The sequence below is a fragment of the Pseudarthrobacter sp. CCNWLW217 genome, assembly GCF_037203985.1.
GTDB lineage: Bacteria > Actinomycetota > Actinomycetes > Actinomycetales > Micrococcaceae > Arthrobacter.
Genome location: NZ_JBBCBT010000003.1, coordinates 296,310 through 320,717, shown reverse-complemented (window position 1 = coordinate 320,717; position 24,408 = coordinate 296,310). Strand labels below are relative to the sequence as shown.

The 24,408-nt window shown below is 65.0% G+C and carries 26 protein-coding genes; 16 read left to right on the top strand and 10 right to left on the bottom strand.

Annotation, left to right across the window (positions count from 1 at the left end; all coding sequences use genetic code 11):
• Positions 1 to 8: 8 nt before the first annotated feature.
• Genes V9L18_RS05820 through V9L18_RS05810 form a run of 3 tightly spaced genes read right to left on the bottom strand, consistent with a single transcriptional unit; the run spans position 9 to position 3,273 of the window.
• Complete coding sequence (locus V9L18_RS05820) at positions 9 to 893, bottom strand: carbohydrate ABC transporter permease (protein ID WP_337346222.1); 885 nt, start codon at positions 891 to 893, stop codon at positions 9 to 11.
• Between the two features lie 8 nt (positions 894 to 901).
• Positions 902 to 1,858, bottom strand: a complete 957-nt coding sequence (locus tag V9L18_RS05815) for a carbohydrate ABC transporter permease (RefSeq protein WP_337346221.1) — start codon at positions 1,856 to 1,858, stop codon at positions 902 to 904.
• Complete coding sequence (locus V9L18_RS05810; RefSeq protein ID WP_337346220.1) at positions 1,855 to 3,273, bottom strand: extracellular solute-binding protein; 1,419 nt, start codon at positions 3,271 to 3,273, stop codon at positions 1,855 to 1,857. The genes V9L18_RS05815 and V9L18_RS05810 overlap by 4 nt, the downstream gene beginning before the upstream one ends.
• 232 nt (positions 3,274 to 3,505) lie before the next feature.
• Here V9L18_RS05810 and V9L18_RS05805 point away from each other — a divergent pair, with 232 nt between their 5' ends.
• The 6 genes from V9L18_RS05805 (at position 3,506) to V9L18_RS05780 (ending at position 8,478) form a co-directional block, all read left to right on the top strand.
• Complete coding sequence (locus tag V9L18_RS05805; protein WP_337346219.1) at positions 3,506 to 4,048, top strand: Chromate resistance protein ChrB; 543 nt, start codon at positions 3,506 to 3,508, stop codon at positions 4,046 to 4,048.
• A complete protein-coding gene (locus V9L18_RS05800; RefSeq protein WP_337346218.1) occupies positions 4,045 to 5,232 on the top strand; it encodes an MFS transporter in 1,188 nt (395 codons plus the stop codon). Before V9L18_RS05805 ends, V9L18_RS05800 begins: the two co-directional genes overlap by 4 nt.
• 117 nt (positions 5,233 to 5,349) lie before the next feature.
• A complete protein-coding gene (locus V9L18_RS05795; RefSeq protein WP_337346217.1) occupies positions 5,350 to 6,258 on the top strand; it encodes a phosphatase PAP2 family protein in 909 nt (302 codons plus the stop codon).
• 461 nt (positions 6,259 to 6,719) lie between these two features.
• Complete coding sequence (locus V9L18_RS05790; protein WP_337346216.1) at positions 6,720 to 7,322, top strand: TasA family protein; 603 nt, start codon at positions 6,720 to 6,722, stop codon at positions 7,320 to 7,322.
• Between the two features lie 84 nt (positions 7,323 to 7,406).
• Entirely contained in the window at positions 7,407 to 8,039 is a 633-nt protein-coding gene (locus V9L18_RS05785) for a signal peptidase I (RefSeq protein WP_337346215.1), read from the top strand.
• Positions 8,040 to 8,046: 7 nt separating this feature from the next.
• Positions 8,047 to 8,478 carry a hypothetical protein gene (locus V9L18_RS05780; RefSeq protein WP_337346214.1) on the top strand — a complete coding sequence of 144 codons (432 nt, stop codon included), beginning with the start codon at positions 8,047 to 8,049 and terminating at the stop codon, positions 8,476 to 8,478.
• Positions 8,479 to 8,508: 30 nt separating this feature from the next.
• Here V9L18_RS05780 and V9L18_RS05775 read toward each other — a convergent pair whose 3' ends face one another.
• The 3 genes from V9L18_RS05775 to V9L18_RS05765 all read right to left on the bottom strand — a co-directional run bounded on the left by V9L18_RS05775 (position 8,509) and on the right by V9L18_RS05765 (position 11,059).
• Complete coding sequence (locus V9L18_RS05775) at positions 8,509 to 8,739, bottom strand: zinc-ribbon domain-containing protein (protein WP_337346213.1); 231 nt, start codon at positions 8,737 to 8,739, stop codon at positions 8,509 to 8,511.
• Positions 8,740 to 9,107: 368 nt separating this feature from the next.
• Complete coding sequence (locus V9L18_RS05770) at positions 9,108 to 9,806, bottom strand: esterase/lipase family protein (protein WP_337346212.1); 699 nt, start codon at positions 9,804 to 9,806, stop codon at positions 9,108 to 9,110.
• Between the two features lie 35 nt (positions 9,807 to 9,841).
• Positions 9,842 to 11,059 carry an MFS transporter gene (locus V9L18_RS05765; RefSeq protein WP_337346211.1) on the bottom strand — a complete coding sequence of 406 codons (1,218 nt, stop codon included), beginning with the start codon at positions 11,057 to 11,059 and terminating at the stop codon, positions 9,842 to 9,844.
• A gap of 156 nt (positions 11,060 to 11,215) precedes the next feature.
• On the opposite strand from V9L18_RS05765, the gene V9L18_RS05760 reads away from it, so the two are divergent.
• Together V9L18_RS05760 and V9L18_RS05755 are read left to right on the top strand one after the other, a co-directional pair.
• Complete coding sequence (locus tag V9L18_RS05760) at positions 11,216 to 11,569, top strand: hypothetical protein (RefSeq protein WP_337346210.1); 354 nt, start codon at positions 11,216 to 11,218, stop codon at positions 11,567 to 11,569.
• Positions 11,570 to 11,718: 149 nt separating this feature from the next.
• Positions 11,719 to 12,042: a hypothetical protein gene (locus V9L18_RS05755; RefSeq protein WP_337346209.1), complete on the top strand. Its 324-nt coding sequence runs from the start codon at positions 11,719 to 11,721 to the stop codon at positions 12,040 to 12,042.
• A gap of 90 nt (positions 12,043 to 12,132) precedes the next feature.
• Here the strand turns inward: V9L18_RS05755 and V9L18_RS05750 are convergent, their stop codons facing one another.
• The gene (locus tag V9L18_RS05750; protein ID WP_337346208.1) at positions 12,133 to 12,351 is read right to left on the bottom strand and encodes a hypothetical protein; all 219 of its coding nucleotides are present in this window, start codon (positions 12,349 to 12,351) and stop codon (positions 12,133 to 12,135) included.
• Positions 12,352 to 12,722: 371 nt separating this feature from the next.
• Between V9L18_RS05750 and V9L18_RS05745 the strand changes: the two genes are divergently transcribed.
• Complete coding sequence (locus V9L18_RS05745) at positions 12,723 to 13,742, top strand: LacI family DNA-binding transcriptional regulator (RefSeq protein ID WP_337346207.1); 1,020 nt, start codon at positions 12,723 to 12,725, stop codon at positions 13,740 to 13,742.
• Here V9L18_RS05745 and V9L18_RS05740 read toward each other — a convergent pair.
• A complete protein-coding gene (locus tag V9L18_RS05740) occupies positions 13,739 to 14,257 on the bottom strand; it encodes a hypothetical protein (RefSeq protein ID WP_337346206.1) in 519 nt (172 codons plus the stop codon). The genes V9L18_RS05745 and V9L18_RS05740 overlap by 4 nt on opposite strands.
• Positions 14,258 to 14,480: 223 nt before the next feature.
• On the opposite strand from V9L18_RS05740, the gene V9L18_RS05735 reads away from it, so the two are divergent.
• From V9L18_RS05735 to V9L18_RS05705, 7 genes are all read left to right on the top strand, one after another.
• The gene (locus V9L18_RS05735; RefSeq protein ID WP_337346205.1) at positions 14,481 to 15,485 is read left to right on the top strand and encodes a LacI family DNA-binding transcriptional regulator; all 1,005 of its coding nucleotides are present in this window, start codon (positions 14,481 to 14,483) and stop codon (positions 15,483 to 15,485) included.
• Positions 15,486 to 15,577: 92 nt separating this feature from the next.
• Positions 15,578 to 16,882, top strand: coding sequence for an ABC transporter substrate-binding protein (locus V9L18_RS05730; RefSeq protein ID WP_337346204.1), 1,305 nt, complete (start codon positions 15,578 to 15,580; stop codon positions 16,880 to 16,882).
• Positions 16,879 to 17,835: a carbohydrate ABC transporter permease gene (locus V9L18_RS05725; protein ID WP_337346203.1), complete on the top strand. Its 957-nt coding sequence runs from the start codon at positions 16,879 to 16,881 to the stop codon at positions 17,833 to 17,835. Before V9L18_RS05730 ends, V9L18_RS05725 begins: the two co-directional genes overlap by 4 nt.
• Entirely contained in the window at positions 17,828 to 18,733 is a 906-nt protein-coding gene (locus V9L18_RS05720; protein ID WP_337346202.1) for a carbohydrate ABC transporter permease, read from the top strand. The genes V9L18_RS05725 and V9L18_RS05720 overlap by 8 nt, the downstream gene beginning before the upstream one ends.
• Before the next feature lie 27 nt (positions 18,734 to 18,760).
• Positions 18,761 to 20,125: a DUF2961 domain-containing protein gene (locus V9L18_RS05715; RefSeq protein ID WP_337346201.1), complete on the top strand. Its 1,365-nt coding sequence runs from the start codon at positions 18,761 to 18,763 to the stop codon at positions 20,123 to 20,125.
• A 28-nt stretch (positions 20,126 to 20,153) separates the two neighbouring features.
• Positions 20,154 to 21,500 (top strand): glycoside hydrolase family 32 protein, encoded by a 1,347-nt coding sequence (locus V9L18_RS05710; RefSeq protein ID WP_337346200.1) that lies wholly within the window; start codon positions 20,154 to 20,156, stop codon positions 21,498 to 21,500.
• A gap of 33 nt (positions 21,501 to 21,533) precedes the next feature.
• Positions 21,534 to 22,280: an SDR family oxidoreductase gene (locus tag V9L18_RS05705; RefSeq protein WP_337346199.1), complete on the top strand. Its 747-nt coding sequence runs from the start codon at positions 21,534 to 21,536 to the stop codon at positions 22,278 to 22,280.
• 250 nt (positions 22,281 to 22,530) lie between these two features.
• Here V9L18_RS05705 and V9L18_RS05700 read toward each other — a convergent pair whose 3' ends face one another.
• Positions 22,531 to 23,778, bottom strand: coding sequence for a glycosyltransferase (locus V9L18_RS05700; RefSeq protein ID WP_337346198.1), 1,248 nt, complete (start codon positions 23,776 to 23,778; stop codon positions 22,531 to 22,533).
• The gene (locus V9L18_RS05695; RefSeq protein ID WP_337346197.1) at positions 23,778 to 24,386 is read right to left on the bottom strand and encodes a TetR/AcrR family transcriptional regulator; all 609 of its coding nucleotides are present in this window, start codon (positions 24,384 to 24,386) and stop codon (positions 23,778 to 23,780) included. Before V9L18_RS05695 ends, V9L18_RS05700 begins: the two co-directional genes overlap by 1 nt.
• Between the last annotated feature and the right edge of the window lie 22 nt (positions 24,387 to 24,408).

Below are 24,408 nucleotides of genomic sequence, written 5' to 3'. Positions count from 1 at the left end.
TGGAGAAGTTACTTGCCGCTGCCGGCGGTGAGACCGTCCTGCAGCGCGCGCTGGCCGAAGATGAAGACCACCAGGGCCGGAATCATGGAAAGGACTACGCCTGCCAGGACCACCGAGATGCTGCCCGTACCCAGGTTTCCCTGGAGTGAGACGAGGCCCAGCGGAAGGGTGAAGTTCCGCTCCGAGATGGTCATGATGAGGGGGCGGAAGAACTCGTTCCAGTGGAAGTTGAAGGCCAGGATGCCCACAATTGCCATGCCCGGGACGGCCAGGGGCGCGTAGACGGAGCGGAAGGTGCGCCACGGTGTGGCGCCGTCGATCGCCGCAGCTTCCGCGAGGTCGGTGGGCAGCCCCAGGAAGTACTGGCGCATCAGGAAGGTGCCGAACGCCGTCGGAATGGCGGGCAGGATCAGGGCCAGGAGGGTGTCCGAGAGGCCCATGCCGCGGATCAGCATAAACACCGGCACGATGGTCACCTGGACCGGCACCATCATGGTGGCCAGCACGATCGAGAACAGAGCCCCCCGGCCGCGGAACTTGAGGTTGGCGAAGGCGTAGCCGGCCATCGCGGCGGTAACCATCTGGCCGACCGCGATGAGTCCGGTGACCAGGGCACTGTTCAGCACCAGGATAAAGATGTCCAACTGCTGGAAGACCTGCGCGTAGGACGTGAAGTCCGGGTTCAGGGGGAAGAACGACGGCGGCAGCTTGAACGATTCCGACGGCGTCCGAAGCGACGTGGACAGGGTCCACAGAACCGGGCCCAGGGTCAGGGATGCCGCGAAGGTCAGCAGGACAACCCGGACGGCCAGGTTCCAGTTCGGCTTGCGGCGTGGCCGGGCGGGATTACCGGGGGCCGTGCGGGCCGGTACCCGCTCTGTAGTGGTAGACATGGCTGGCCTTACTGGTAGAAGACGAATCGTTTGCTGAGCCGGAACTGCGCGGCTGTGATGGCCATGATGATCAGCGTGAGGATCACGCCGATGGCCGAGGCCTGGCCGAATTCCAGACGCTGGAACGCGGACTCGAAGATCACCATCACGGCGGTGCGGGTGGAATCTCCGGGGCCGCCGCGGGTCAGCACGTACGGCTGGTCGAACACCTGGAGCGCGCTGATGATGGCCATGACCGAGGCCAGCAGGGTGGTGGGGCTCAGCAGCGGCAGGGTGACGTAGACGTGCTTGCGCCACCCGGTGGCGCCATCCAGGGACGCCGCCTCGTAGGTTTCGGCGGGAATGGAGGCCAGCCCGCCGATGAACAGCAGGAACGAGAACCCGAAGTTCTGCCACACATAGACCAGGATGACGACGGCGGCGGACCCGCCGGGGGTGGTCAGCCACGGCACCGCGGGGATGCCTGCGAGGGACAGGAACCAGTTGACCACACCGAACTGCTCGTTGAAGAGGTACCGCATGAAGATGGACACCGAGGCGGCGGAGAGGATCAGCGGGAAGAAGAAGGCCGAGCGGAAGACGGTCCGCAGCCACGACGGCATCTTCTCCTGCACCATGACCGCGAGCGCCAGCGCCAGGCCCAGTTGGAGGGCCACGGCCACCACCACAAAGGCGATCGTGTTCAGGAAGGACACCCGGACCGTGGGGTCCTGGACCACTTCGGCGAAGTTGTCGAAGCCCACGAACGTCGGGGCGGAAATGATGTCCCAGCGGAAGAACGCCAGGACCACCGACGCAATGATGGGCACCAGGGTGAACAGGCCCATGCCCACGATGGTGGGGGCAAGGAAGATCCAGGCCAGCCAGCGTTGGCTGTGCCGTCCGGATGCAGCGGCCGCCGCCCCGGGGGAAGCCGGGCTGGCGGCCTGCTTTGGCCGCTCCCGACGAGGGATGGTGGTGCTCATGACTGCCTCCTCAGGGCAATTTCAAGATCGCGCTGCATGGACTCGAGGGCCTGTTTGAGCTGGCGTTCGTCCCCGCTGACGGCCAGCGAGACGTTCTTCATCAGGGCCGTTTCGACGGCGGCCTGCTGGGGCGGTGCCGGAATGGGCCCGGTAGTGGGGAACTTGTCCAGCGTGTCGTAGAAGACCTTCCAGTGGGCCGGGCCCTTGCCCGCGTACAGGGCTTCGTCGACCATGGAACGGCGGGCCGGCGTGGTCGCGGGATTGGGAAAGATCAGCTCCATGGCCTCGCGGGAGGCACTGAACTTGATCCATTCCCAGGCGGCGTCCTTGTCCTTGGCCGTCTTCATGATGGCGTATCCGGCCGTGCCGAACTGGTGCCGCTGGGTCCGCCATTTGGGGAAGAAGGCCACGTCGAAGTCGTTCTCCTTCATGCCTGCCTCGTGCAGGCCCTGGACCCAGTAGCCCCCGGCCGGGGTGGTGCCGATCCGGTTGGACGCGAATAATCCCACCAGGGAACCGCCGCCGCCCTCCTCCGGGCGGACGCCCAGCCCGTCCTTGACCAGGCCCCGCAGGTAGTCGAATGTCTCGAACACGCGTGGGTCATCGGCGTTGGGCTCGAGCCACTGGTAGCCGCCGGAGCGCAGGCTGCGGGAGGGATCGTTGGCGTAGAAGCTGTCCCAAAGCCAGTCACCCCCGGCGGACCGGGTTTCCTTCAGGAAGCTGGTGTCGTTGGCGTAGAGCCAGGGCACCACGCCGCCGAAGAGCCTGTTGGTCCAGTAATAAGGGGTGAAATCTGACGGCCGGGCTTTACGCATGGCGGCGAGGCCGTTGCGGAAGTCCACGTTGGTCCAGTCATCCGCCGGGCGCTGCAGCCCCGCCTGGGCGAAGGCGGCGGTGTTGTAGTACATGTTGGCGGCGTTCCAGTCCATGGGGAGCTGGAACAGGCTGCCCTTGTACATGAAGGCCTCCACGAGGCTCGGGTGTACGTCGGCGAAGAACTCTGTCATATCCGCGGCGTCGCGGCGCAGGTATTCGTCCAGTGGATGGGCCAGCTTGTCGGCGAAGAGCTGCGCGCCTTCGGTGGCGACGTAGACAACGTCCGGCGGTGTGCCGGCGGCCACCATGGTGAGGATCTTGGTAAAGAAGTCTTTCCAGTCCACGGCCTGGATGGCCTGGACTTTGACCCGGATATCCGGGTGGAGGCGGGTGAACGCGTCGATGGCCCGCTGGCGGGCGGCGGCATCGGCGGCGGTTCCCAAGATGGCAATGCTGAGGCTGTTGTCCCCTCGCCCGGGAATGTCGGTTCCGGAAAGCCGTGGCCACGACGCCACGGTTGCTCCCACAATTCCTACTCCCAGGGCGCCAAGGGCGGTCCGGCGTGAGATTTCACGCAGGCCAGTGGTGGCACCGGTCATAACAAATTCCTTCCTAACACGTGTTAGGTAGCTTAGATCCTCGGCCTAACACGTGTCAAGCATCACGTTAAGTGACCTTCCGATGCCCGCCTCCCCAGAACCCCAGCACCCCCACCCAACTAGGTAGCAGCTGATGCTGTTTTGAGCCTCCAAAACAGCATCTGCTGCTACTTAGTTGGGATGGAAGGCAGACCGCACTCCAATTGTTGTAACAGTTGTTACACTCCAAGGTGTGACTTCACTTGAACAGGTTTCCTGGCTCGTAATGCTCGTGCAGGTTCCGTCGGAGCCGTCGCGGCATCGCGTTGCAGTGTGGCGCGAGCTCAGGCGATTCGGCGCAGTCCCCGTCGGCCAGGGCGCTTGGACCGCTCCAGACGTTCCCGCCTGCCGCGAGGGTGCAATGAAGGCCAAGGAGCTGGCTCAGGCGGGCAAAGGCGAACTGCTGCTGCTCACTACCGGACCGGCCGACGACGACGCGGGCCGCCTGCGCCAACTGTTCCATGCCGCGCGTGCGGACGAGTGGGCCGAGTTCACCGCCGACTGCGGCAAGTTCACCGACGAAATCGCCAAGGAGATCGCCAAGCAGAAATTCACGCTTGCCGAGCTCGAAGAGGAAGAGCAGAGCCTGGACCGGCTCCGGCGCTGGTTCCGGGCGATCCGAAGTAAGGACGTATTCGGCAGCCCCGCGGCGGCGAGCGCCGACCAAAGCCTCGCTGCCTGCATTGACGCCCTGGACACCTTCGCCGCCCTCGTTTACGGCGAGGTGCATTCATGACCCCTGCCGGTACCGCCCAGACCCGCGCCACGAGCGCTTCATCCGGCCCTTTGTACGCTGCCGGATTCGTCACTGCGTTCGGCGCGCACAGCATCGCCGCGGGCCTGGGCGCCCAGAGCGACAACATCGGCCTGACGCTGCTCAACCTGGGCATCCTCCTGGCCCTGTACGACATCTCCGAGGTCTTCCTCAAGCCAGTTTTCGGCGCCCTCAGCGACCGGATCGGCGCCAAACCGGTCATCGTCGGCGGGCTCATGGCCTTTGCAGCATTGTCGCTGATCGGCCTCTGGGCGGCAGACCCGCTGATGTTGGCGCTGGCCCGGCTCGGGCAGGGCGCCGCCGCGTCCGCATTCTCCCCAGCGTCGTCGGCGATGGTTGCCCGGATGGCCCGCGGCGGGAAGGCGGGCACGTACTTCGGCAGGTACGGATCGTGGAAGAGCCTTGGCTACATCATCGGGCCGCTGCTGGGTGCCGGCCTGATCTGGGCCGGCGGCTTCGCCCTGCTGTTCGGCACCCTCTCGGCACTCGCGGCAGCCACCGGAGTGTGGGTCCTACTGGCCGTTCCGCACCTGGGACCACTCCCCCGCCAGCGCTACACAGTGCTGGACCTCGCGCGGCAGGTGGGGGAACGGAGGTTCCTCGTCCCCACACTGGTGCTGGCGGCGTCGACGGCGGCACTCGGGGCCGCCGTCGGCTTCCTTCCGGCACTGGCCACCCGACACGGCATGGACGCCGTGGCCGGTACGGCGGCCGTCAGCCTCCTCGCGCTCGGCTCCGTGCTGACCCAGCCGCGGATCGGCAGGATGCGGGACCGGAACGGCATCAGCGACAACAAGGGCACGACGGCGGGACTCCTCCTCATCGCGGCAGGCGTCACACTGTTGGCCGTCGCCCCGGGACCGGTCACCATTTTCATCGCCGCCGCAGCGATCGGAGTGGGCGTCGGCGCGGCCACGCCCCTGGGTTTCGCGCATCTGGCGGACACCACGCCGCCGGAGCGCATGGGCCGCACCATGGGCTCGGCCGAACTCGGGCGGGAACTGGGCGACGCCGGCGGGCCGCTGCTGGTAGGCGGGGTGGCCACCCTCACCGCGCTGCCGTTCGGTCTCGGTGCCCTGGCGCTGCTGATAGCAGTGGCCAGCATCCCCCGGCTCGCCCCGGCGAACGCACCCCCATCCACCTAATGCCCACCCCCCACCCAACTAGGTAGCAGCAGATGTCGTTTTGAGCCTTCATAACGACATCTGCTGCTACCTAGTTGGGTGAAGCGGGCTCCCAGATTTCTGTGACACCCTTAACTGATGACCTTTTCACGACAGGCCCAGGCCCGGACCCAGCTGCGCCCCGCCCCGGGCTCCGGCTTTATGTTCGCTTTCGCCACGTTGGCCTGCATCGTGGGACTGATCGCCACGTACTACTACTTCGTCCAGACCACCACGGGCCAGTTCATCGATGAGTCCGCCCTGGTTGAAGCCGTTGACATCCACGGCCCTGCCGGCAAGGCAGCCACCGAGTTCCTCGATTGGCTCCCCACCATCTCCCTGCTGATGGCCGCCGTCGTCGTCCTGTTTGTCACGGTGATCCGGCGCCGCTGGACGGCCGCGGGGATCGCCATCGCCGCGTGTATCGGCGCGAACGTGGCCACCCAGGTGCTCAAGGACGTGCTGCCGGCCCGCCCGGATAAGGGCGTGGTGACGCTGGAGCTGAATTCGCTGCCGTCCGGGCACACCACGCTGGCGGCGTCCGCGGCCGCTGCAGTGTTCCTGATGGCTTCCCCGCGCTGGCGCCCGATGGCCGGTTTCGTGGGCGGCACGTTTGCGATCGCGTCAGGCGTATCCACGCTGATCAACCAGTGGCACCGGCCTGCCGACGTAGTGGCCGCGTTCCTGCTGGTGGGGGCGTTTATGATCCCGGCCGGCTGGCTGATCGTGCGCCACGACGGGTCCTGGAATGTGTGGGACGGCTTCGGCAGGCATGTGGGTTCAGCCAAGATCTGGCTGGCGCTGCCGGTGCTGATCGGCCTGGTGTCGGCTGCCGTGGCTGTGTACTCGCTGGCGAGGATCGCCCCCGGCCCGGCACAGGAATCCAGCACAACGAATTACTTCTGGGCGGGCATCGCGCTCATTGTGATCGCCGGGTATCTGGCGACCGTGGCCACGACGTCGCTGTTCGCGTATGCCGCACGACGGCGGGACTCACCGGAGCGCTGACGGTCACCCATTCGAGACCTGGACTTGGACGTGCTGGCTAGGCTTCAACGCCCTCGTCCCTCCTAAAGTCCGCTTCGACACGCCCCATCCGTCCGGAGCACTCATCGCAGCGGCCAACGAACTGATGGGGGCAATCCACTGAGTCCCGGTCTTCCCCGGCGGGCACTGTAACGCGCATGGCTCATGTATAGCACCGTCAAACAGGACAAAGCCGCTCCCCTTTGCGCTGATGTGGGAACCCACACCATCGGCTGCTCCTGCAAGCCCGCCGCGAAAGCGTGGAAAGCACAAACGGCACAAGTATTTCTTGAGTCAAGCTTGAGGAATTACCCCGGTGTTCTTTGATCGAGTACGTGAAGAGTGGTTGTTGCCAGCCCGGAAGGGCTAGGCAGAACGGCTGGCCCACTGGGGGGCGGCCGGCCCGCTTGGGGGTGGGCCCTCTTCACGTAAAGGAAAATCTCATGGGTCTCAGCATCAAAACCACGTCAGGCAAGATTCTCGCTTCGGTGGCCCTGGTGGGCACTGCAGCCGCCGTTGCGGGCATGGGGACATACGGTGCATTTACCGGCAGCACCACCACTGTGGACCAGGCCGTCACGGCCGGCACCGTGGTCATCGACCTCACCGATCCCGGCACACTGAGCGTGCCCGTCACGAACCTTCTCCCCGGCGACTCGGTGGAAAAGTTTGCCACCCTGAGCAACACCGGCGACTCCAACCTCAATGCCGTCAAGCTCACCGTCAGCACCGCGACTCCCTCGCTCCTGACCAGCGACGCAACCAACGGCCTGCAGCTCACCATCGCAGCGTGCAGCGTGGCCTGGACCGCCGTGGCAAACGCCGTTGACACCTGCTCCGGAACGGAGACGTCTGTCCTCGCCAGTGGTTCAGTCATCGGCGCGGACAAGGCCCTGAGCGGCCTTTCCTCCCTCACCGCAGCCTCGGCAGACCACTTGAAGATCACCACCTCGCTGCCCACCACTGCGGGCAACTCCTTCCAGGGCGCCAGCAGCACCATCGACTTCACGTTCAACGCCACGCAGCGTACCGGCACCGTCAACTAGCACGGCCACCTGACGGTGCTGTGAACCCGGCACCGTCAGGCAACCTTCCCGAATCACGCAATCCAACCTAGGGGCTGCATAGCGATGAGCACAGTAACCGACCTTGCCTCGGCAAACGGCACAGCAGCAGCTCCTCACTCGTCCCGGCGCCCCCACACCCCCCAACGGGGCGTCGGGGCCTCCAGGGCCAAAGCCATCGCGAGCAGGACCATCAGCATCCTGAGCACTGTGATGGTCGCCGTCGCTATGGCCGCGTTCCTGTTTTTGGCCTTGGGGCCCCGGGTTTTCGGCTACCAGACGTCCACCATGCTCACCGGCTCCATGTCCCCGCTGATCAACCCCGGGGACGTGGTGGTCACTGTTCCCACGCCCATCAGCGAGATCCGCGTGGGAGACATCATCACGTACCACATTCCCGTTGAGGACCACCGGGTGGAGACCCACAGGGTCGCCGAGATCCTTACCAATGCGGACGGTTCGATGGCGGTACGCACCAAGGGGGACGCCAACAGGCGCGCAGACCCTTGGACCGCAACCCTGCAAGGAACAACCGTCGACCAGCACATCCTCACCGTGCCCTACGTGGGCCAAGCCATCCGGTACCTGCGCCAGCCACTTGTCCTCAACACGCTCATGTACGGGGCGCCCGCCGTCCTGCTGATCGGGTTGTTGGGATCGATCTGGCGCAAGGACCCGGAACCCTCCGCCAGTGAGTAGGCCGGCAATGGGTACCGTCGCAAGGGCCGTGGGCGTGGTGACGGCCCTGACCTTGGGCGTGACGCTTGCCCCAGGCTCCGCATTCGCCGCTTTCTCGGGCATGAACCGCGTAGCGACGCCATTCAGCGCTGCGACCCTCCCCGCGCCGGCCGCTCAACATACGACGGTGACGATTGAGTGCGCCATCGTCCTGTCAACCATCACCGTGACTCGCTACGACCGTGTGCTCAACGCCAACTACCACGAGCTGAAAATTTACAGCGGGTCCAGCACGACTCCTGTCTATACCGGCGACCTCAGCAAGCCTGCGCAGCGGAAGTTCTCCTCGGCAATGCTCTTCGCAGGTTCGTGGCGGGTGGAAATCACGGGCCAGTACAAGGTTCCCGGTTCGACGAATGTGTGGACCGGTCCGCCCTACATTAAGTATCTGCAGTGCTAAGGCGTTCGCTCGGCGACTCAGCCTGCTTCCCTACCCCACCAATGCCTTCTTCTCCCGCGAATTGATGCTCGAAACCATGCCGCAGTTCGAGCAGGTGATGCGGTAGGCCTTGGAGGTAGTGAAGACCGGGATGAAGAACAGGGTGAATTTCCGGGCCTCCTCATCGAGGTAGTGCTGGGAAAAGCGTCCGCAGTTCCGGCAGGTGGCTGACCTGCCAGGCAGTGCGCGAAGGACGGTCTTGAGTCCAAAAATCAGCAGCATTGCGCCTTCCAATCGGTGATAGTAAGCATGCTTGTTATTAGCCACTCTACGGGAAGTCAGCGAGAAGACTACTTCGATCCCCGTCGCGGAACAGAACGCCGTAAGGCGGGTACCCCGGCAAACAAAAGTCGAGTACCGGCTACTCGTGCCCGGCCAGGGCAATTCGGCTTGAATGATGCTGGCTGGTACGGAAGGTCGGGCCGACACTACAACGCAGCGGTGTCGGCACCGGCCTTCCGCACCGGTCATGCCCACGTTTCCCGGCGGCGTCTCCGCCGGGTTCATACGGGGGCCGGCGGTGGGATGGCCTCTGAGACCGGGCTGTCCTCCCCCAGCACCGCCGGTCCCACCACCCCCGTGCACCCTCTTCAGGTAGTGGGCGCCCTCAGTTGCTCCACAATGATCCGCGATGTCTCAGGCTCGCCCAGGATCCGGAAATGCCCGGCGCTGGGGAGCTGGATGTTCGTGGCCCCGGGCAGGACGCTGCCCTCGGGGATGTGCGGATCGAACACGCCGTAGATGGAGCTGATCCGGCTGTTCACGGCTTCCTCGCGCGCCATCTGCCGGGTCAGGGCGTTCCGGGGCGAGAAGATCCGCAGGCTGCGGAGCAGCATGTAGCGCGCGTAGCGCGACCCGGAGAACGGCGTGCACACGGTGACCATGCGCCGGACACGCTGCTGGGGGTCCAGGGACAGCATGAGGTATTTGCCGATCAGCCCGCCCTTGCTATGGGCCACGATGGACGCGTCGGTCAGGCCGGCTTCTTCGAGGTGCTGCGCCACCAGCCGCGCGGCGACGGGTACTTCCAGTTTGTTCCGCTGCAGCATGGTCACCACATGGACGGGATGCCCGGCGTCGTGGACGGCGTGGATGACAGGCAGCATAAACTGCCAGTTTTCGTAAACGCCCGGGATGATCACAACGGGACTGAGGTGTCCTTGGTGGAAAGACCCCGGCTGGATGCGCGAGACTATCCCGCGGAGCTGCCACCCTGCGGCGTAGGCGTAGTCCCCGGCCCACCACAGGGCCTTCTGCAGCGGTCCGCTGACACCGGCGTCGTCACCCATCTGTTGAGGATAGCCGCTTTGGGTGCGCTGCCGTGTCAACAGTTCCGGCGGTGCTTGAGGCGGGGAATCACGACGGCGAACACGGCCGCCGCTGCGAAGCCCAGCACGCCGGTGGCTGAGACCCCCGCGCCCAACGTCGCGAGCGCTGTCACCCCGGAGAGGAGCAGTGGACCGCCGGTGGAGCCGGCGTCTGCCATGAACCGCCACAGGCCAAGGAACTGGCCGCGGCCGCGGTCCGGCGAGAAGTCGGCACCGAGGGTCATCACCAGGCCGGAGCTGATTCCGTTGCCGAACCCGATGAGGATCCCGGCCAGCAGCAGGCCGATGAATCCGCCCGCCAGGGGTATCAGCAGCAAAGCCGTTCCCATGATCGCGGTGGACGGGATGGCCACCCATTGCCGGCCGCGGCGGTCCATTAGCTTGCCGGCGGGGTAGAACACCAGCATGTCGATCGCGCCGGAGATACCGTAGATGAGGGACGCTTGCGTGGCATCCATGCCCAGGTGGTCGGCCCAGAGCGGAATGACCACCTGACGGGAGGAACGCAGTGCACTCAGGAGCAGGATGCCCAGGCCCAGGCTGAGGAAGATCCCCGCGTGGGACACAGCAACGCTGCGGAGCGTGGGCTGGGGGCCTTGGTCGGTGCCCGCAGCGGAAGCGGCAACCTCGAGGTCGGGGATGGTGATGGACAGCAGGGCGGCGCCCAGCATGGCCACCACGCCCACCCAGTACGCGCCGCTGAGGCCGGCGAACTGGATGACGGCGGCACCAGCGAAGGGTCCGATGAAGACGCCGATGCGGTTCACCCCGCCCAAGGTGGACAGCGCCCGGGCCCTGTAGTTGAGCGGCACGGCTTCGGTCAGGTATTTCTGCCGGGCCAACCCGAACACACTGGAGGACATGCCCACTACTACCATTGCCGCCGCCAGCAGCCAGATGCCTTCAGGAAGCTGAGGGGCCAGCGCGGCGGCGGCGAGGGCCAGGGCGGCGGCAGCGGCGGCACCAACGATGGACCCGCGTTCGCCGAACTTGAGCGTCACGAGGGACGCGGGCAGGTTGAAGAACCAGGATCCCAGCCCGATCAGCGTGACTATCAGTGCGGCAACTGCCACCGACGCACCCAGGTCACGGGCGGACAGGGCGACTATTGGCATGACCGCGCCGGTGCCGATCCCGAACAGCAGGGTAGGCCCAAAGGCGGGGACGGCGATGCTGCGGAGGCTGAACGGCTGGGGATCATCGGGCGAAGTCATCAGATTTATCCTATGACCCGGGCCGGACAGCCGCTCCGCCGGCCCGGCAATGTAATTCAAAGCACATTTAGGGGGTCACAAGAGGCTCTTTGAGGACTACCGTTTGCCTTGGGGGGACGCTGCTACCCGTTCTCCGCAACCAATAGGGAGGGTTTCATGGGGGACGTATGGCTCCGCACCATCAGCAACAGCCTGGTTCGTGCGGAAAGTGTCACTGAAATAGCATCAACCCGCGGTTCACTGCACGAGGAGCAGGGATTTTCGCTGAAGGTCATCGTGCATGGCAAGGGCCACGTCCTCATCGATGACAGTGACCTTCAGGGCACACTGTCTGAGCGGCTTGAGTATGCGCGGCATTTGGAGGACGCCCTTTTGCTCGCCATCGACGGAGCCCGGATCGCCGTGGCCTCCGTGGTGGTCAGCTTCGAGCCGGAAAGCCAGCGCTGGTCCATGGCGGCCGCGCCCGAACTGGCCGGCGGCCTGGACACCAAGCTGGAGGCATCTTTGTAACAACTTCGGCAAAGTGTTGCCTAGGTCACATGCATTGCCTACGCTTGACGAGGCTGCAACGGCGCAGCCACCCGGGGTTCGACTGCAGCGTCGCAGGAGCCCAGGGTAATGGTTGCAGCGTCGCAGCCTCAAGGGGAAGGCAGTACATCTTGACCGAAAAGCTCAACGTTCTTGTCCGGGTTGACCTCGATCACGCCAAGGCCCAAGTCTTGGCGAAGGGCCACGTCACCGTCCGCAACGTCCAGGCCCTCTATGTCGTGGTGAAACGCGCCAACGCACTGAAGGAAGGCCTCGACCTGGAGCTGGACATGCGGGCTGCCCATGTGGATCCAGAGGCCCTGAAGCAGCTGGAGGCGTGCTCCAAAACGCACCACTTACCGGCAAAAATTGATCCACACCAGTCCCACTGCACACTCAGCGTCCTGCCTCCCAGGCCCGCGGCCCCCCACAGGAGCCAACTGCTCGCTGCCTGAGGCGTTCCAGGATTCAAGAAAGACGACAGGCCCGACACACCGCCACTGCGGAATGCCGGGCCTGTCCCTGTGAACCAGAATCTTCCCGGACTACGGAGTGGGAACTTTGACGTAGTCAGTAGTGAACGACTGGATTCGTGAGTCTTCCGCGGAGTAGATCACCTTGGTTTTGGCAGTGCTCGCGTCAAGCACCACCCGGGCCGGTACGTTGCTGACGATGTTGTTCGAAGCCAGGTAGTTCCGCGTTCCGCCGCGCACCAGCACAATCGTTGGCACCGCGCCGGCAGGCCGGATGTACTGGGTGGCCACCCCGTACGAAAATGCAGAAGTCCCTGAATTCGATGGAGTTGAGGCGGCCAACGGTGACAGGGCTGCCGCTGCGTGCCACGAGGAACGCTTCGTTGTGCCCGTCGGTGTTCTTGACCCGAATATGGCTGGCGCCCGGCAGGGTTTCCACCCAGGCCGAGCCGGCCGGCCATCTAGCAAAGCCCCGTCCTTCCTGGAGCGGCCGCCCAAATCTAAGTAGCAGCAGGTGTCGTTTTGAGCGCTGAAAACGACATCTGCTGCTACCTAGTTGGAGTGGAAGGACGAGGCCTTGCCCTCTCCGCACGGCGCCCGTCTGTAAACTGGCGGAGGTTATGCGAAACGTTCGCGTAAACGATTCCCCGAGGGCGGCGCCGATGACGACGATGGTAAAAGTGGCCAAGCTTGCCGGCGTGTCCATTTCCACCGTTTCCCACGTTCTCAACGGGACCAGGCATGTGAACGATGAGACACGCCAGCGCGTCTTGAAAGCCATCGAAGAAACCTCCTACCGGCAGGACGCCCTGGCCCGCGCCATGCGTCGCTCGAGAACGGACAGCATAGGCCTCATTGTTTCCGACGGCGGGGAACCGGCTTTCGCCGAAATGATCCGGGGCGTGGAACAAACGGCCGCCAGCCAGGGCATCACCTTGCTCCTGGCCAATTCCGCCGAAGACCCACAACGCGAGGCCCGGGCAGTCCAAGCACTCCTCGAGCGCCGGGTGGACGGCCTGATTCTTGCCCGCGCGGCTGGTTCCGGCTCGGAGGCCCTGGCGGAGTTCACCAACCAGGACACCCCGCTGGTGTTGATGGACCGGCTGTCCGCTGACCCCTTTGACCAGGTTGGAGTCGAGAACCGCGCGCCGATCATGGAACTGGTTGAACACCTCGTATCGCAGGGCCATGAGCGCATCCTCCTCATTGCCGGGGATACCAGGGTCGCAACCCTGCGCGAACGGCACGAGGCCTTCCAGGAAGCCATGGCGACGGCGGGAATACAGGAAGCCGATCGGCTGACAGTCATCGCCGGCGAACCTGAAGAAACCGACGCCGGGATTGCAGCAGCGCTGTCACGTGCCAAACCGCCGTCGGCCGTTATCGCCTGCAGCACCGTCCTGGCCGCCGCAGCGCTCCGCCAGATCCAGAAGCGGGGCCTGCGCATGCCGGAGGACATCGCCTTCGCGACGTTTGACGGCTTCGCCTACGCTGACCTGTTCGAGCCGCAGCTCACCACCGTCCGGCAACCGGCCTTCCAGGTGGGCGCCACGGCAGCCGAACTGCTGGCCAAGAGGATCGCGGACAAGTCCGCGGAACCCTCGGTTGTCCGCCTGGCACCCACCATTGAGTACCGCGCTTCCACAGGAGCAGCGCCCTCGGGCGCGGCTCCGGCCTCCTAGGGCGTCTCTTCGGCTGGACGCATCATCGGCTGGACCAGCAGGTTCCGGTGCACCGAGACCCACCCTTCAGCTTCCAGCTCTCCGTGGTCGAATTGGTCAGGAACAAGGATTGCCCATCTGCCTTCGGTGTCGGAAATACTGGTCAGCACGCCCCTGCCGTCGATCAGCCTGTTGCAGGTTGCTTCCCACACGCCGTCGTCCGCAACCGGTTCAGTGATGAGGCAAAAGCTGTTCTCGTCGTAAGTGCTTGGAGCCGCGAAGTAGTTGCTGTTGCTGTAGGTGCCCAGGAAACGGGCACCTTCCATCCGCGCGTCCGTGAGGGAAGCGTAGTCTCCGGCCGGCACGTCCTGATCGGCTGGGGCTGTGTCCAGCATTTGAAGGCTGCCTGGCTGAACGACGAATAGCGCCGCCCAGAGAAAGCCCAAGGCAACACAGGTGCCAACGCCCACGACAGCTGCGAAGGCGATGATCAGTTTCCACATCCCCGTCACGCGGTAAGGCCGGTGATTGTCCATGCGCTGCCCCCTCAGGCTGGTTGGTCTGCCTGTAGGTTACGCCGGGCCGCGCCCGCCCCGGTTGCCCTGCCATTTATGGCTGTCATTCGCGGGTTTTGGCGACCAGGAGTGATAGGGCAACCGCGGGGTGCCAAAAGAATCTTTCCTGTGACCCATTGCACATCGAAACGTTTGTCTCTACTATCGAAACGTTCGCGCAATCGTTTCGCTAGAAGGAGTCGCAGTGGCAACCATCGTCGATGTCGCATCACTTGCAGGCGTTTCGACGTCCACTGTGTCGCACGTCCTCAACGACACCAGGCACGTCGAACCGGAGACCAAGGAGCGCGTCATGAGCGCTGTGAAGGCCACCGGATACCGGCGGGACGTCCTCGCCCGCTCCATGCGCCGCGCCAGGACCGACTCCATCGGCCTGGTGGTCTCGGATGCCGGGGAACCGGCCTTCGCAGACATGGTGCACGGGGTGGAGGAAGCCGCGGCACAACACGGCTTGTCCCTGCTGCTGGCCAACTCGGCGGAAGATCCCGCCCGGGAACGCGCAGCCGTGGAGGCCCTTCTGGACCGCCGCGTGGATGGCCTGATCCTCGCGCGGGCAGCCGGCTCAAGCTCCGTGCTGCTCGAGCGGATCCGGGAGGAGAAGAAGCCCCTGGTCCTCCTTGACCGCCTCGCGGACCTGGACGTGGACCAGGTGGGCGTCAATAACCAGGCCGCCATGGCAGCCCTGGTTGATCACCTCACCACCCGCGGACACGAACGGATCATGCTGGTTTCCGGTGACCTGCGGGTTTCCTCGCTCCGCGAGCGCTATGACGGCTTCCGTGCCGCCATGCGGGAGCGGGGCCTCCAGGTGCCGGCGGCGCTGCTGTGCGAAGGCACGGTGACGGCCGCGGCCACCTTTGACGCTGTGCAGGCGCTGCTCCGCGCTTCCTCCCGGAACGGGGAACGCCCGACGGCGATCCTCGCCTGCAGCACGCTGCTGGCGGCGGGTGCGCTGCGGGCTGTGCAGCATGAAGGGTTGCGCGTGCCGGGAAGCATGGCCTTCGCCACGTTCGACGGCTTCACCTACTCGGACCTGTTCCAACCCCAGATCACCACCGTCCGCCAACCGGCTTTCCAACTGGGCGAGAGCGCCGTGAGCCTGCTCCTGCGGCGCCTCGAAACCCCGGACGCTCCGGCCAAGGTCCTTCGGCTCGACTCCCAGATCGAATTCCGCCGCTCCACAGAATGACCGCACCACACCCCGATAAACACACATTCAATCCGCGTTTCGCATCCCACCAGCGCACCTTCTCCCGGTCGCACCATGCAAAGGAGCATCACATGAGAAAAACAGTCCGCACGTCCCTCGCCACGGTGGCAGCCGTAGCACTTCTGGCCCTCACCGCCTGCGGGAGCGCCCCGGAAACCGCAGCACCGGCGGCCGACGGGCCCTACACAGCCCCGGCCAAGGACATCACCGCCACCATCTCCGTCTCCAACTGGGGCGACCCCGGCGACAAGGCCGTGTACGACGGCGTGGCCGAACGCTTCAAGGAGAAGTACCCGAACGTCACGGTGAACAACAACTTCACCCCCATCACCACGTGGACCGAGTACGTCAACAAGTTGGTCACCCAGGCCGCGGCCGGGCAGGCTCCGGACGTCATCAATATCGCCACCGAGGGTGTGGAACTGGGCCTGGCCAACGAGCTGTTCACGCCCCTGGACGGCTTCCTGGAGAACGACCCCGAAGCCAAGTCCCTGCGCGAAGACATCGATCCGAAACTGCTGGCGGGATTCAGCAAGGACGGCTCCACCTACCTGATGCCGAACACGTTCAACACGATGGTCATCTTCTACAACACCAAGATGTTCAAGGCAGCCGGCATCGAGCGGCCCAGCGACGACTGGACCTGGGACGAGTTCCTGGAAATCTCCAAGAAGCTGACCACTGGGGACGGCGCGGACAAGGTCTACGGGTTCGCCATGCCTTACTACTCCTTCGGCATCACACCGTGGCTGTACTCCAACGGCACGTCGATGATGAGCGATGACCTGGAGAAGGCCCAGCTCACGGACGGGAAGGTCGAGGAGACCGTGGGCTGGGTCCGCGACCTGGTCACCAAGCATGGAGTATCACCGCAACCGAAGGGATCGGACCCCTACCAGCTGTTCCCCGCTGGCAAGGCAGCCATGACCGGTGCCGGACACTTCGTCACCGGCGGCTTCGAAAAGGCCGGCTTCGAAGACTACGACATCCTGCCCTGGCCGAAGGGGACCACCAAGTCCACCGTTTTCGGCGCCGGAGCGTTCGCCGTCTCCAAGGCCTCCAAGAATCAGGAGCTGTCCTGGGAGTTCATCAAGATGTTGACCGACCAGCAGACGCAGAAGAAGTGGGCCGACGCCGGTGCCGCCGTTCCGTCCACCAAGACCGCAGCTTCCTCACCGGAATTCCTGGCCTCCCCGGAGCACGCTGAAGAGTTCTACAACTCCCTGTCCTACGCCAAGCCGGTAGCCGCCCCTGGCGTCTACAACGTGCTGGACCCGGCGTTCATGCGGGCCATGGACGAGATCATGTCCGGCCAGGACATCGGCTCTTCGCTGGAGAAGGCCCAGAAGGATGTTGAGGAGGCGTTGCAGCAGTGACCTTGACTGCCCCCAAAACCGCGCTGCCGCCCGCGCCCGCTACCGGGCGCGGGGGGCGCCCCGGGCACCAAAGCGCCGCCCGGCGTCGGGAAGCCCTCACCGGCTACCTCTTCACCGCCCCCACGGTCATCGGCTTCCTGGTTTTCATCCTTGGCCCGCTGGTTGCCGCCCTCTACCTGAGCCTGACGAAGTACAACATCCTCACTGCCCCCAAGTTTGTGGGGCTGGACAACTACGCCCGCATGTTCCGGGACGAGCGGCTGGCCACGACGTACGGCAACACTGTCCTCTACGTGGGTGCCGCCGTCGTACTGATCAACGGGTTCGCGCTCCTGTTCGCCGTACTGATCAACCAACGCCTCCCCCGCGCCCTGACCTATGTGTTCCGCTCTGCGTACTTCTTTCCGTACCTGGTGGCGCTGGTGTACGTGTCCATCATCTGGCAGGCACTGTTCCAGAAGGACACCGGCATCCTGAACTACTACCTCACGGCCATGGGCGGGGAGCGGATCGACTGGCTCAACAGCTCCGAGTTCTCCAAAGTCTCGGTGATTATCGTGGATACCTGGCGGAACGTGGGGTTCGCCATGCTGATCTTCGTGGCAGCCCTGCAGGAAGTCCCCAAGGACATGGTGGAGGCCGCCCGGATGGACGGCGCCAACGAGTGGCAGGTCTTCCGCCGGATCACGCTGCCAATGATCAGCCAGGCCACGTTCTTCAACATCACCATCACCATCATCGGTGCGTTCCAGATCTACGAATCGATCATCGTCCTCACCAGGGGCGGCCCGGGCGATGCCAGCCGCAGCGTGGTGATGTACATCGCCGAAGTTGCCTTCAATAAGTTCGATATGGGCTACGCCTCAGCCATCGCGGTCACACTGTTCGTCATCATCATGCTGGTGACCATGGTGCAGTTCCGCCTCCGGAAGTCATGGGTGAACAATGAGTAACGCCACAGCCCTCTCGTCCCGGCCAGGTGCCGGAAGCCAAGGTTCCACAAAAGACGTACGACGGCGGCGGCCCCGCCCCGGCGTCGGCAAGACTATTTCGGTGGTGCTGCTGGTCCTGGGCGCCATCGGGATGATCGCACCGTTCCTGTGGATGTTCACCACCTCGCTCCGGGACGCCAGCCAGGCGTACGACCTGCCGCCACAGTGGCTTCCCACCGAATGGGACTGGTCCAACTACGCGGCGGCGGTCAGCGGACCCGTGCCGATCCTGAGGAACATGTTCAACAGCGCGGTCATCGCCATCGCGGTCAGCATCGGCATGATCATCACCGCTCCCATGGCCGGCTACGCGTTTGCCAAGCTGAACTTCCCCGGCCGCAACTCCATCTTCGTGGGCCTGCTGTCCTCGCTGATGGTGCCGGCGCAGGTGACCATCATTCCGCTGTTCCTCCTGATGCGAACGTTCGGCCTGCTGGACAACCCGCTTAGCCTTATCCTGCCCGGCATCACCGGAGCCCTGGGCGTGTTCCTGCTGCGGCAGTTCTTCCTGGGCCTGCCGCAGGAGATCATCGACGCCGCCCGGATGGACGGTGCAACGGCCTGGCAGACCTACCGGCTGATCGCGCTGCCGCTGGCCAAGAACGCCGTCAGCACCCTGGGTGTCATCACGTTCCTGGGCAGCTGGAACGCCTACTTTGCCCCGTCGATCTTCCTCAACAGCACGGACACCGCCACCCTCCCGCTGGGCCTGGTCCTGATGCTGGGCCCGTACGGCGCCGGCAACGTGGCCCAGGTCATGGCAGCTACCACCATCGCCATCGCACCGGCACTCATCGTCTTCCTGATGGCCCAGCGGTGGATCATCGCCAGCCTCACCCAATCAGCCGTCAAGGGCTAACCAACTTCCCGAAAGGTACAAACCACCATGGCTACATCTCCCCGCTCAGGCCTGCTCTCCAGCCTGACCAAGCTCTCCACAGCCCGCACGGCCCGCGCCTCCAGCTGGGACCAGACCGGCCGGAACCGCGACAACTGGATTGTTATGCCCGGCGAGGAACGCGTCCTGGCAGACATCGAGGGCCCCGGCTCCATCACGCACATCTGGATGACCCAGTCCTGCCGCATCCAGCCCGGCCCTGGCCAGATCTCCCCGGAGCTGGTGGGCGTGCCGATGCTGGAAATCCACAACGCCTTGGGCGTCAGCTGGGAAGTGGTGGACCCGGACTACTACCGCAAGATCGTGATCAGGATGTACTGGGACGACCAGGAGACCCCCAGCGTGATCGCGCCCCTGGGTGATTTCTTCGGCCTGCTGAACTCGCTGTCCGGCTCCTATGATTCACTGCCGCTCTCCGTTTCCGCCAAAGAGGGGGAACTGAACACCTTCGGCGGCAGCGCTGCGTTCAACAGCTACTTCGAGATGCCCTTCAACTCCCGGGCCCGCATCACGGTCGAAAACCAGAACGATATCCCCTACCTGCAGTACTTCTACATCGACTACGAGCTCTACACCGAGCCCCTGCCGGAGGACACCGCGTACTTCCACGCCCACTGGCGCCGGCAGAAGCCCAATGCAGGCTGGGGCCCGGACCTGCAGACCAACAGCATCGAGGTGGCCATCCCCAACCTGTCCGGCGAGGACAACTACGTGGTCCTGGAGACTGAGGGCCAGGGCCACTACGTGGGTTGCAACCTGGCTGTGCGCCACTTCCAGGGCTCCTGGTGGGGCGAGGGCGATGACATGATCTTCATCGACGACGACACCTGGCCGCCCAGCCTGCACGGCACCGGCATGGAAGACTACTTCGGCCATGCCTGGGGCATGCAGCACAACGCGTTCCTGATGAACGGCACCATGGTCCACGAGGAAAACGTGCCTGGCTTCCACCACAGCTACCGCTTCCACATGACCGATCCCATCAGGTTCCAGAAGCGCATCAAGGTCACGTTCGAACACGGACACGCCAACCACCTCTCCGATGACTGGTCCTCCACCGCCTACTGGTACCAGAGCCTCCCCTCCCCCGTGCTAGATATCGACGCCGTCGAGGAGCGCCTGCCGCTGCGGCCCCGCGACCAGGTGGAAGAGCGCCCGCTGCCGGAACTGAGCCCGGCCCAGCAGGCCGCACGCGAGGCCTCCGCTGAACGGATGAAGCAGTTCACTGAAACGCGGGACGCAGTCCGGAATGCCCGCCGGGCAGAAATTGACCAGTGGGAGAAGGCCAACGCGGAGCAGGCCCGGGAGGTCCGGCAGCGGTTCCTGGCCGCCAACAGCGTCCCGGTGAATTAACCCACTCCAGCTAAATCAAAGGATCAGCATGAACGCGCAGGAACTCCGCCCGGCTTTCCACTTCACCGCCGCCGAAGGATGGATCAACGATCCCCTCGGCGTTACCTGGAAGGACGGCCAGTACCACCTCTTCTACCAGTACGTCCCCGGCAGCACCACGTGGGCGTCCAACTGCCACTGGGGCCATGCCACCTCCCCGGACATGATCGCCTGGACGGAGCAGGGCGTCGCAGTCGCGCCGGGTGAAGGGGACGACGGCGTTTGGTCGGGTTCCATCGTCACCGGCGCCGGCGGTGCCGCCACCATGTTCTACACCTCGGTCACCGAACCGGACCTCGGCATCGGCACCGTCCGGACCGCCACCCCCGATGACGCTTCCTGGAACTCATGGACCAAGGGCCCGAAACTGATGACTGCACCGGACCTTGGCGTCGTGGCCTACCGGGATCCGTTCGTCTTCCGCGACGGCGGACAGTGGCGAATGTTCGTCGGGGCCGGGCTGGAGGGCGGCACTGCCGCGGCGGTTTCGTACAGTTCCCCGGACTTGTCGCAGTGGACCCTGGACGGTATTGCCGCGCAGCGCTCCGGCACTGAAACGGAACCGGTGTGGACCGGCACCATGTGGGAATGCCCGCAGCTGTTCGAGATCGGCGGTTCCCACGTACTGGTGACCTCCATCTGGGAGGACGATGTGCTGCACTACGTAGCGTACGGAGTGGGCAGCTACTCCGACGGCAGATTCACCGCACGTTCCTGGGGGCAGCTCAGCTACGGCAAGAGCTACTACGCCCCTTCGTTCTTCCGGGACAAGGACGGCGCGCCGTCGCTGATTTTCTGGGTCAGGGGCGTCATCAGCCCGGAGGGGCAGTGGGCCAGCGCCCTGAGCATTCCGCACACACTGACGCTCGACGGCGACACCCTGGTGGCTGCCCCGCATGCCGACCTCGCCGGGTACTCCGGGCCTGGCCACCTGGAGCTGGCGGGCCCTGATGTTTTTGAGGCAATGCTCGACGGCGGCGCGGACCTTGAGTGCTCCGTCACCGCCGGGACAGTCATCAGCCTGGCCACCCCACAGGGGTCGCTGGCCACCCTCCGCCACGACGGGGACGGCATCGAGGTGACGGTGCCAGGGGACGCTGATTTCACTGATGTGTTCTTCCCTGCCGATGAGGGATCCGGGCTGCGGGTCATCATTGACGCCGGCGTGCTGGAGCTTTCCGGCCGCCAGGGAATCATGGCTGTTCCGCTGCCGGTTGTGGACGTTTCGGTGACGCTGACGGTGGCCGGTGCCACCGGGAAACCCCGGCTCCGCACGGTCACAAACCCGGCAACCACTGGAGCAGGGTCACAGCGCTTCCTCTTGAGCGGCTCTTGAGTTCGTCTTGAGCGGTGCGCCATAGAATAAGACATGGAGATTGCCGTTGCTGGGGGAACCGGAATTGTTGGCCGCCATGTGGTCCGCATCGCTAAGGAACGCGGTCATCAGGTCAGGAGCCTGAGTCGGCGCGAGGGTGTGGACCTGGTCAAAGCCGAGGGCGTGGGCTCAGCCTTGAAGGGCGTGGGCACGGTGATCGATGTGTCCGGCCTCCGGTCCATGCATACCAAGAAGTCGGTGGACTTCTTCATGGCCACCACCGAAAGCCTTCAGCAGTATGGCAAGGCCGCAGGCGTCCAGCACCATGTTGTGCTCTCCATCGTGGGGGTGGATAAGGCGCCTGCCGGACTCTATGCGGGGAAGCAGGCACAGGAAGAAGCCGTCCGCCACGGCGACCTGCCCTGGACCATCCTGCGCGCTACCCAGTTCCACGAATTCGTGGAGCAGGTGTTGGACCGGGCGTCACTCGGACCCACGGTCCTTGTGCCCAGGTTCAAGACCCAGCCCATCGCCGCGTCCGAGGTGGCCGAGGCACTGGTGGACGCCGCAGAGGCGGGCCCACAGGGGTTCCTCCCGGACCTGGGCGGACCCAGGCCCGAGCGGCTCCGGGACATGGTGGACAAGTATCTCCGCAAGAGCGGGAAGAAAAGACTGGTCCTGGAGGTCAGCGCCCCCGGGGTCCTGTGGAAAGCCATGCGCAGCGGTGCCCTGCTCCCGGCGGCGGGTGCCGCCGTCGGACGCCAGAGCTTTGACGAGTGGCTGGAGTCCCGGGAATCTTGATGGATTCTTGAGTTTTCCTGCGGCAGGCCTTGATCCAGGCCATGCACAGTAGTTGGCATAAGGCTTCGCGCGCTGAGGCCATGGGTTGCGAAACTGGGTCAGCCACCCATGGTGCGAGGGCCTTTCGTCGGGGAAACCCGACGGGTCTCGAGCCCTTGGCGGTGCCATTACGGTGGCACCGCCAAGCAGGCCCCTCCCGGCAATCAGCAACAGCATGACCCCGCCAAGGATGCAGGGCAGCTGCACGCCGTCAGCTTTCCCGCCGATGCTGTGGAAGGCTGAGCAAGCGGGCTTCGATGGCATCAGCGGCGGCGGGCGCTCCCCCGGCGGCCTTGTACCCGGCCGCAACGCGGTTGGCCCCTTCCTTCATAGCCATTGCGGCCTTCACGGCTCTCTTGAGCCGTGCCGCCGAGAGCCGGCGGGCTGGCAGTCGCGTGCCCGCCCCGCTCACTTCCACCCGACGGGCCACCTCCAGCTGGTCACGGCCGAACGGGACAACGCACACCGGCACGCCATTGGCGAGTGCCTTCTGGGTGGCGCCCATTCCGCCGTGGGTCACCGCCACCGCTGCCCGTCCCAGCACCGCGCTGTGGGGAACGAACTCCTTGACGGTGGCATTTGCCGGGACCTGCAGCCCGTCGGGGATTCCCGCCGGAATAGTGGCGACGACGTGCACCGGCTCATCCCGGAACGCCTCCAGTGCAGTGCGGACCAGGATGCCATCGTCCTGGAACTCGGAGGACGTGGTGACCAGGATAATGGGCCGTTCGATCGCACTGAGCCAGGCCGCCCCGTCCACCGGCGGATCCCAGATGGAGGCCCCCGTCATGAGAACATCCGGGCCCCATTCGGTGGCCGCATATTCGAATGGCCGGGCAGTGGCCACCAGCATCAGCGGGGCTTTCCGGAGAAATTCGTCGGCCGACGCCACGGGCGGAAGCCCCAGGTCGCTGCGCAACGCATTGAGCTTGGGCAGCATCGCCTGCTCCACAGCCCCCAGGACGGCCTTGCGGGCCAGCGCGTCCCGGGCCGTTCCCAGAAATCCACGCATCGGGGGCAGTCCCGGGCCGAACGGCGGGGTACCAGGTGAATCAAGGGCAGGAGTGTAGGGCGAGAACGATGCCCACGGCCCGCCCCAGGCTTCAGCGGCGAAGCCGGCGCCCCAGCTGTTGATGTCAACAATGCAGGCATGGGGCCGCACTTCGGCGATCGCGGCCGACAAGTCCGGGGCGTCATAGCCGCCGCGGGCGGCGAACACCTCCGCAGCGGCCGCCAAAGCGCGTTTCGGGCCGCGGGCCGCGTAATCGTTCATGGGCATGGCTTCGATGCGGGGGTCGATGGCCTCAGCCGCCAGGCCGAGGCTCCGCATGAGATCCGTTTCGCTGCCCAGGGTGCGGACATGCACCCTGTGGCCGCGGTCCCGCAGCTCAAGCAGAAGTGGTGTCATGGGAAACAGGTGTCCGCGGGCGGGCGACGTGTAGGCAAGTATCGTGGACATCAGGGCACATCCTTGGTGAAGGGAACGAGCATCTCCACGAGCGCCCGCTCGGTTTGTTGTCTGCTGAGCCCGCTGTCGCGGCGCAGCAGCTTCCAGGTGTAGACGTCGCAGATGGCCACCAGCTGGGCAAGCCGCCGCCTGCGGGCCGCCGCATGTTGGCCTGCCAAGAACGGTGCAAACACACTTTCGCACCATTCCCGGTGCAACCGCCGGCCGCCGTCGGCCAGCACTTTGAGCGCCGGCAGGCGCCCTTCTTCGGCAAGCATCCGCAGCACGCGCTCACCCATCAGCTCGTAGTGCTCCACCAGGTTGGCCACCGCCCCGCGGACATCGCCGGGCACTACGTGTGACCGGGCCTCCATGACCTGCTCCGACTGGCGTTCGGCAGCCGCGGCGAAGAGCTTGTCCTTGTTGCCGAAGCGGCGGATCACGGTCTGCACTGTCACACCCGAGCGCGCCGCCACTTGCTCCAGCCGGACCTGGTCCGATGGGTGCTCCCAAAAGAGTTCCGTCACGGCGTCGAGAATTGCCTCACCCGTGGCGGCGGCAGCGCGTGCCCTTGCATCCATCCGATAAGGACGGCGGGCCTCGTCGTCGGCCACTTTCATGTTAACTACGTTAACCCTAAAT

Coding starts and splice junctions, on each gene's coding strand:
- V9L18_RS05770 (WP_337346212.1), bottom strand. CDS start 9,806: ATGGGTGACGACGCCGGTGTCAGCGGACCGCTGCAGAAGGCCCTGTGG.
- V9L18_RS05705 (WP_337346199.1), top strand. CDS start 21,534: ATGGAGATTGCCGTTGCTGGGGGAACCGGAATTGTTGGCCGCCATGTG.
- V9L18_RS05810 (WP_337346220.1), bottom strand. CDS start 3,273: ATGACCGGTGCCACCACTGGCCTGCGTGAAATCTCACGCCGGACCGCC.
- V9L18_RS05790 (WP_337346216.1), top strand. CDS start 6,720: ATGGGTCTCAGCATCAAAACCACGTCAGGCAAGATTCTCGCTTCGGTG.
- V9L18_RS05775 (WP_337346213.1), bottom strand. CDS start 8,739: ATGCTGCTGATTTTTGGACTCAAGACCGTCCTTCGCGCACTGCCTGGC.
- V9L18_RS05700 (WP_337346198.1), bottom strand. CDS start 23,778: ATGTCCACGATACTTGCCTACACGTCGCCCGCCCGCGGACACCTGTTT.
- V9L18_RS05800 (WP_337346218.1), top strand. CDS start 4,045: ATGACCCCTGCCGGTACCGCCCAGACCCGCGCCACGAGCGCTTCATCC.
- V9L18_RS05730 (WP_337346204.1), top strand. CDS start 15,578: ATGAGAAAAACAGTCCGCACGTCCCTCGCCACGGTGGCAGCCGTAGCA.
- V9L18_RS05740 (WP_337346206.1), bottom strand. CDS start 14,257: ATGGACAATCACCGGCCTTACCGCGTGACGGGGATGTGGAAACTGATC.
- V9L18_RS05765 (WP_337346211.1), bottom strand. CDS start 11,059: ATGACTTCGCCCGATGATCCCCAGCCGTTCAGCCTCCGCAGCATCGCC.
- V9L18_RS05780 (WP_337346214.1), top strand. CDS start 8,047: ATGGGTACCGTCGCAAGGGCCGTGGGCGTGGTGACGGCCCTGACCTTG.
- V9L18_RS05785 (WP_337346215.1), top strand. CDS start 7,407: ATGAGCACAGTAACCGACCTTGCCTCGGCAAACGGCACAGCAGCAGCT.
- V9L18_RS05795 (WP_337346217.1), top strand. CDS start 5,350: ATGACCTTTTCACGACAGGCCCAGGCCCGGACCCAGCTGCGCCCCGCC.
- V9L18_RS05815 (WP_337346221.1), bottom strand. CDS start 1,858: ATGAGCACCACCATCCCTCGTCGGGAGCGGCCAAAGCAGGCCGCCAGC.
- V9L18_RS05720 (WP_337346202.1), top strand. CDS start 17,828: ATGAGTAACGCCACAGCCCTCTCGTCCCGGCCAGGTGCCGGAAGCCAA.
- V9L18_RS05745 (WP_337346207.1), top strand. CDS start 12,723: ATGACGACGATGGTAAAAGTGGCCAAGCTTGCCGGCGTGTCCATTTCC.
- V9L18_RS05760 (WP_337346210.1), top strand. CDS start 11,216: ATGGGGGACGTATGGCTCCGCACCATCAGCAACAGCCTGGTTCGTGCG.
- V9L18_RS05710 (WP_337346200.1), top strand. CDS start 20,154: ATGAACGCGCAGGAACTCCGCCCGGCTTTCCACTTCACCGCCGCCGAA.
- V9L18_RS05715 (WP_337346201.1), top strand. CDS start 18,761: ATGGCTACATCTCCCCGCTCAGGCCTGCTCTCCAGCCTGACCAAGCTC.
- V9L18_RS05820 (WP_337346222.1), bottom strand. CDS start 893: ATGTCTACCACTACAGAGCGGGTACCGGCCCGCACGGCCCCCGGTAAT.
- V9L18_RS05695 (WP_337346197.1), bottom strand. CDS start 24,386: ATGAAAGTGGCCGACGACGAGGCCCGCCGTCCTTATCGGATGGATGCA.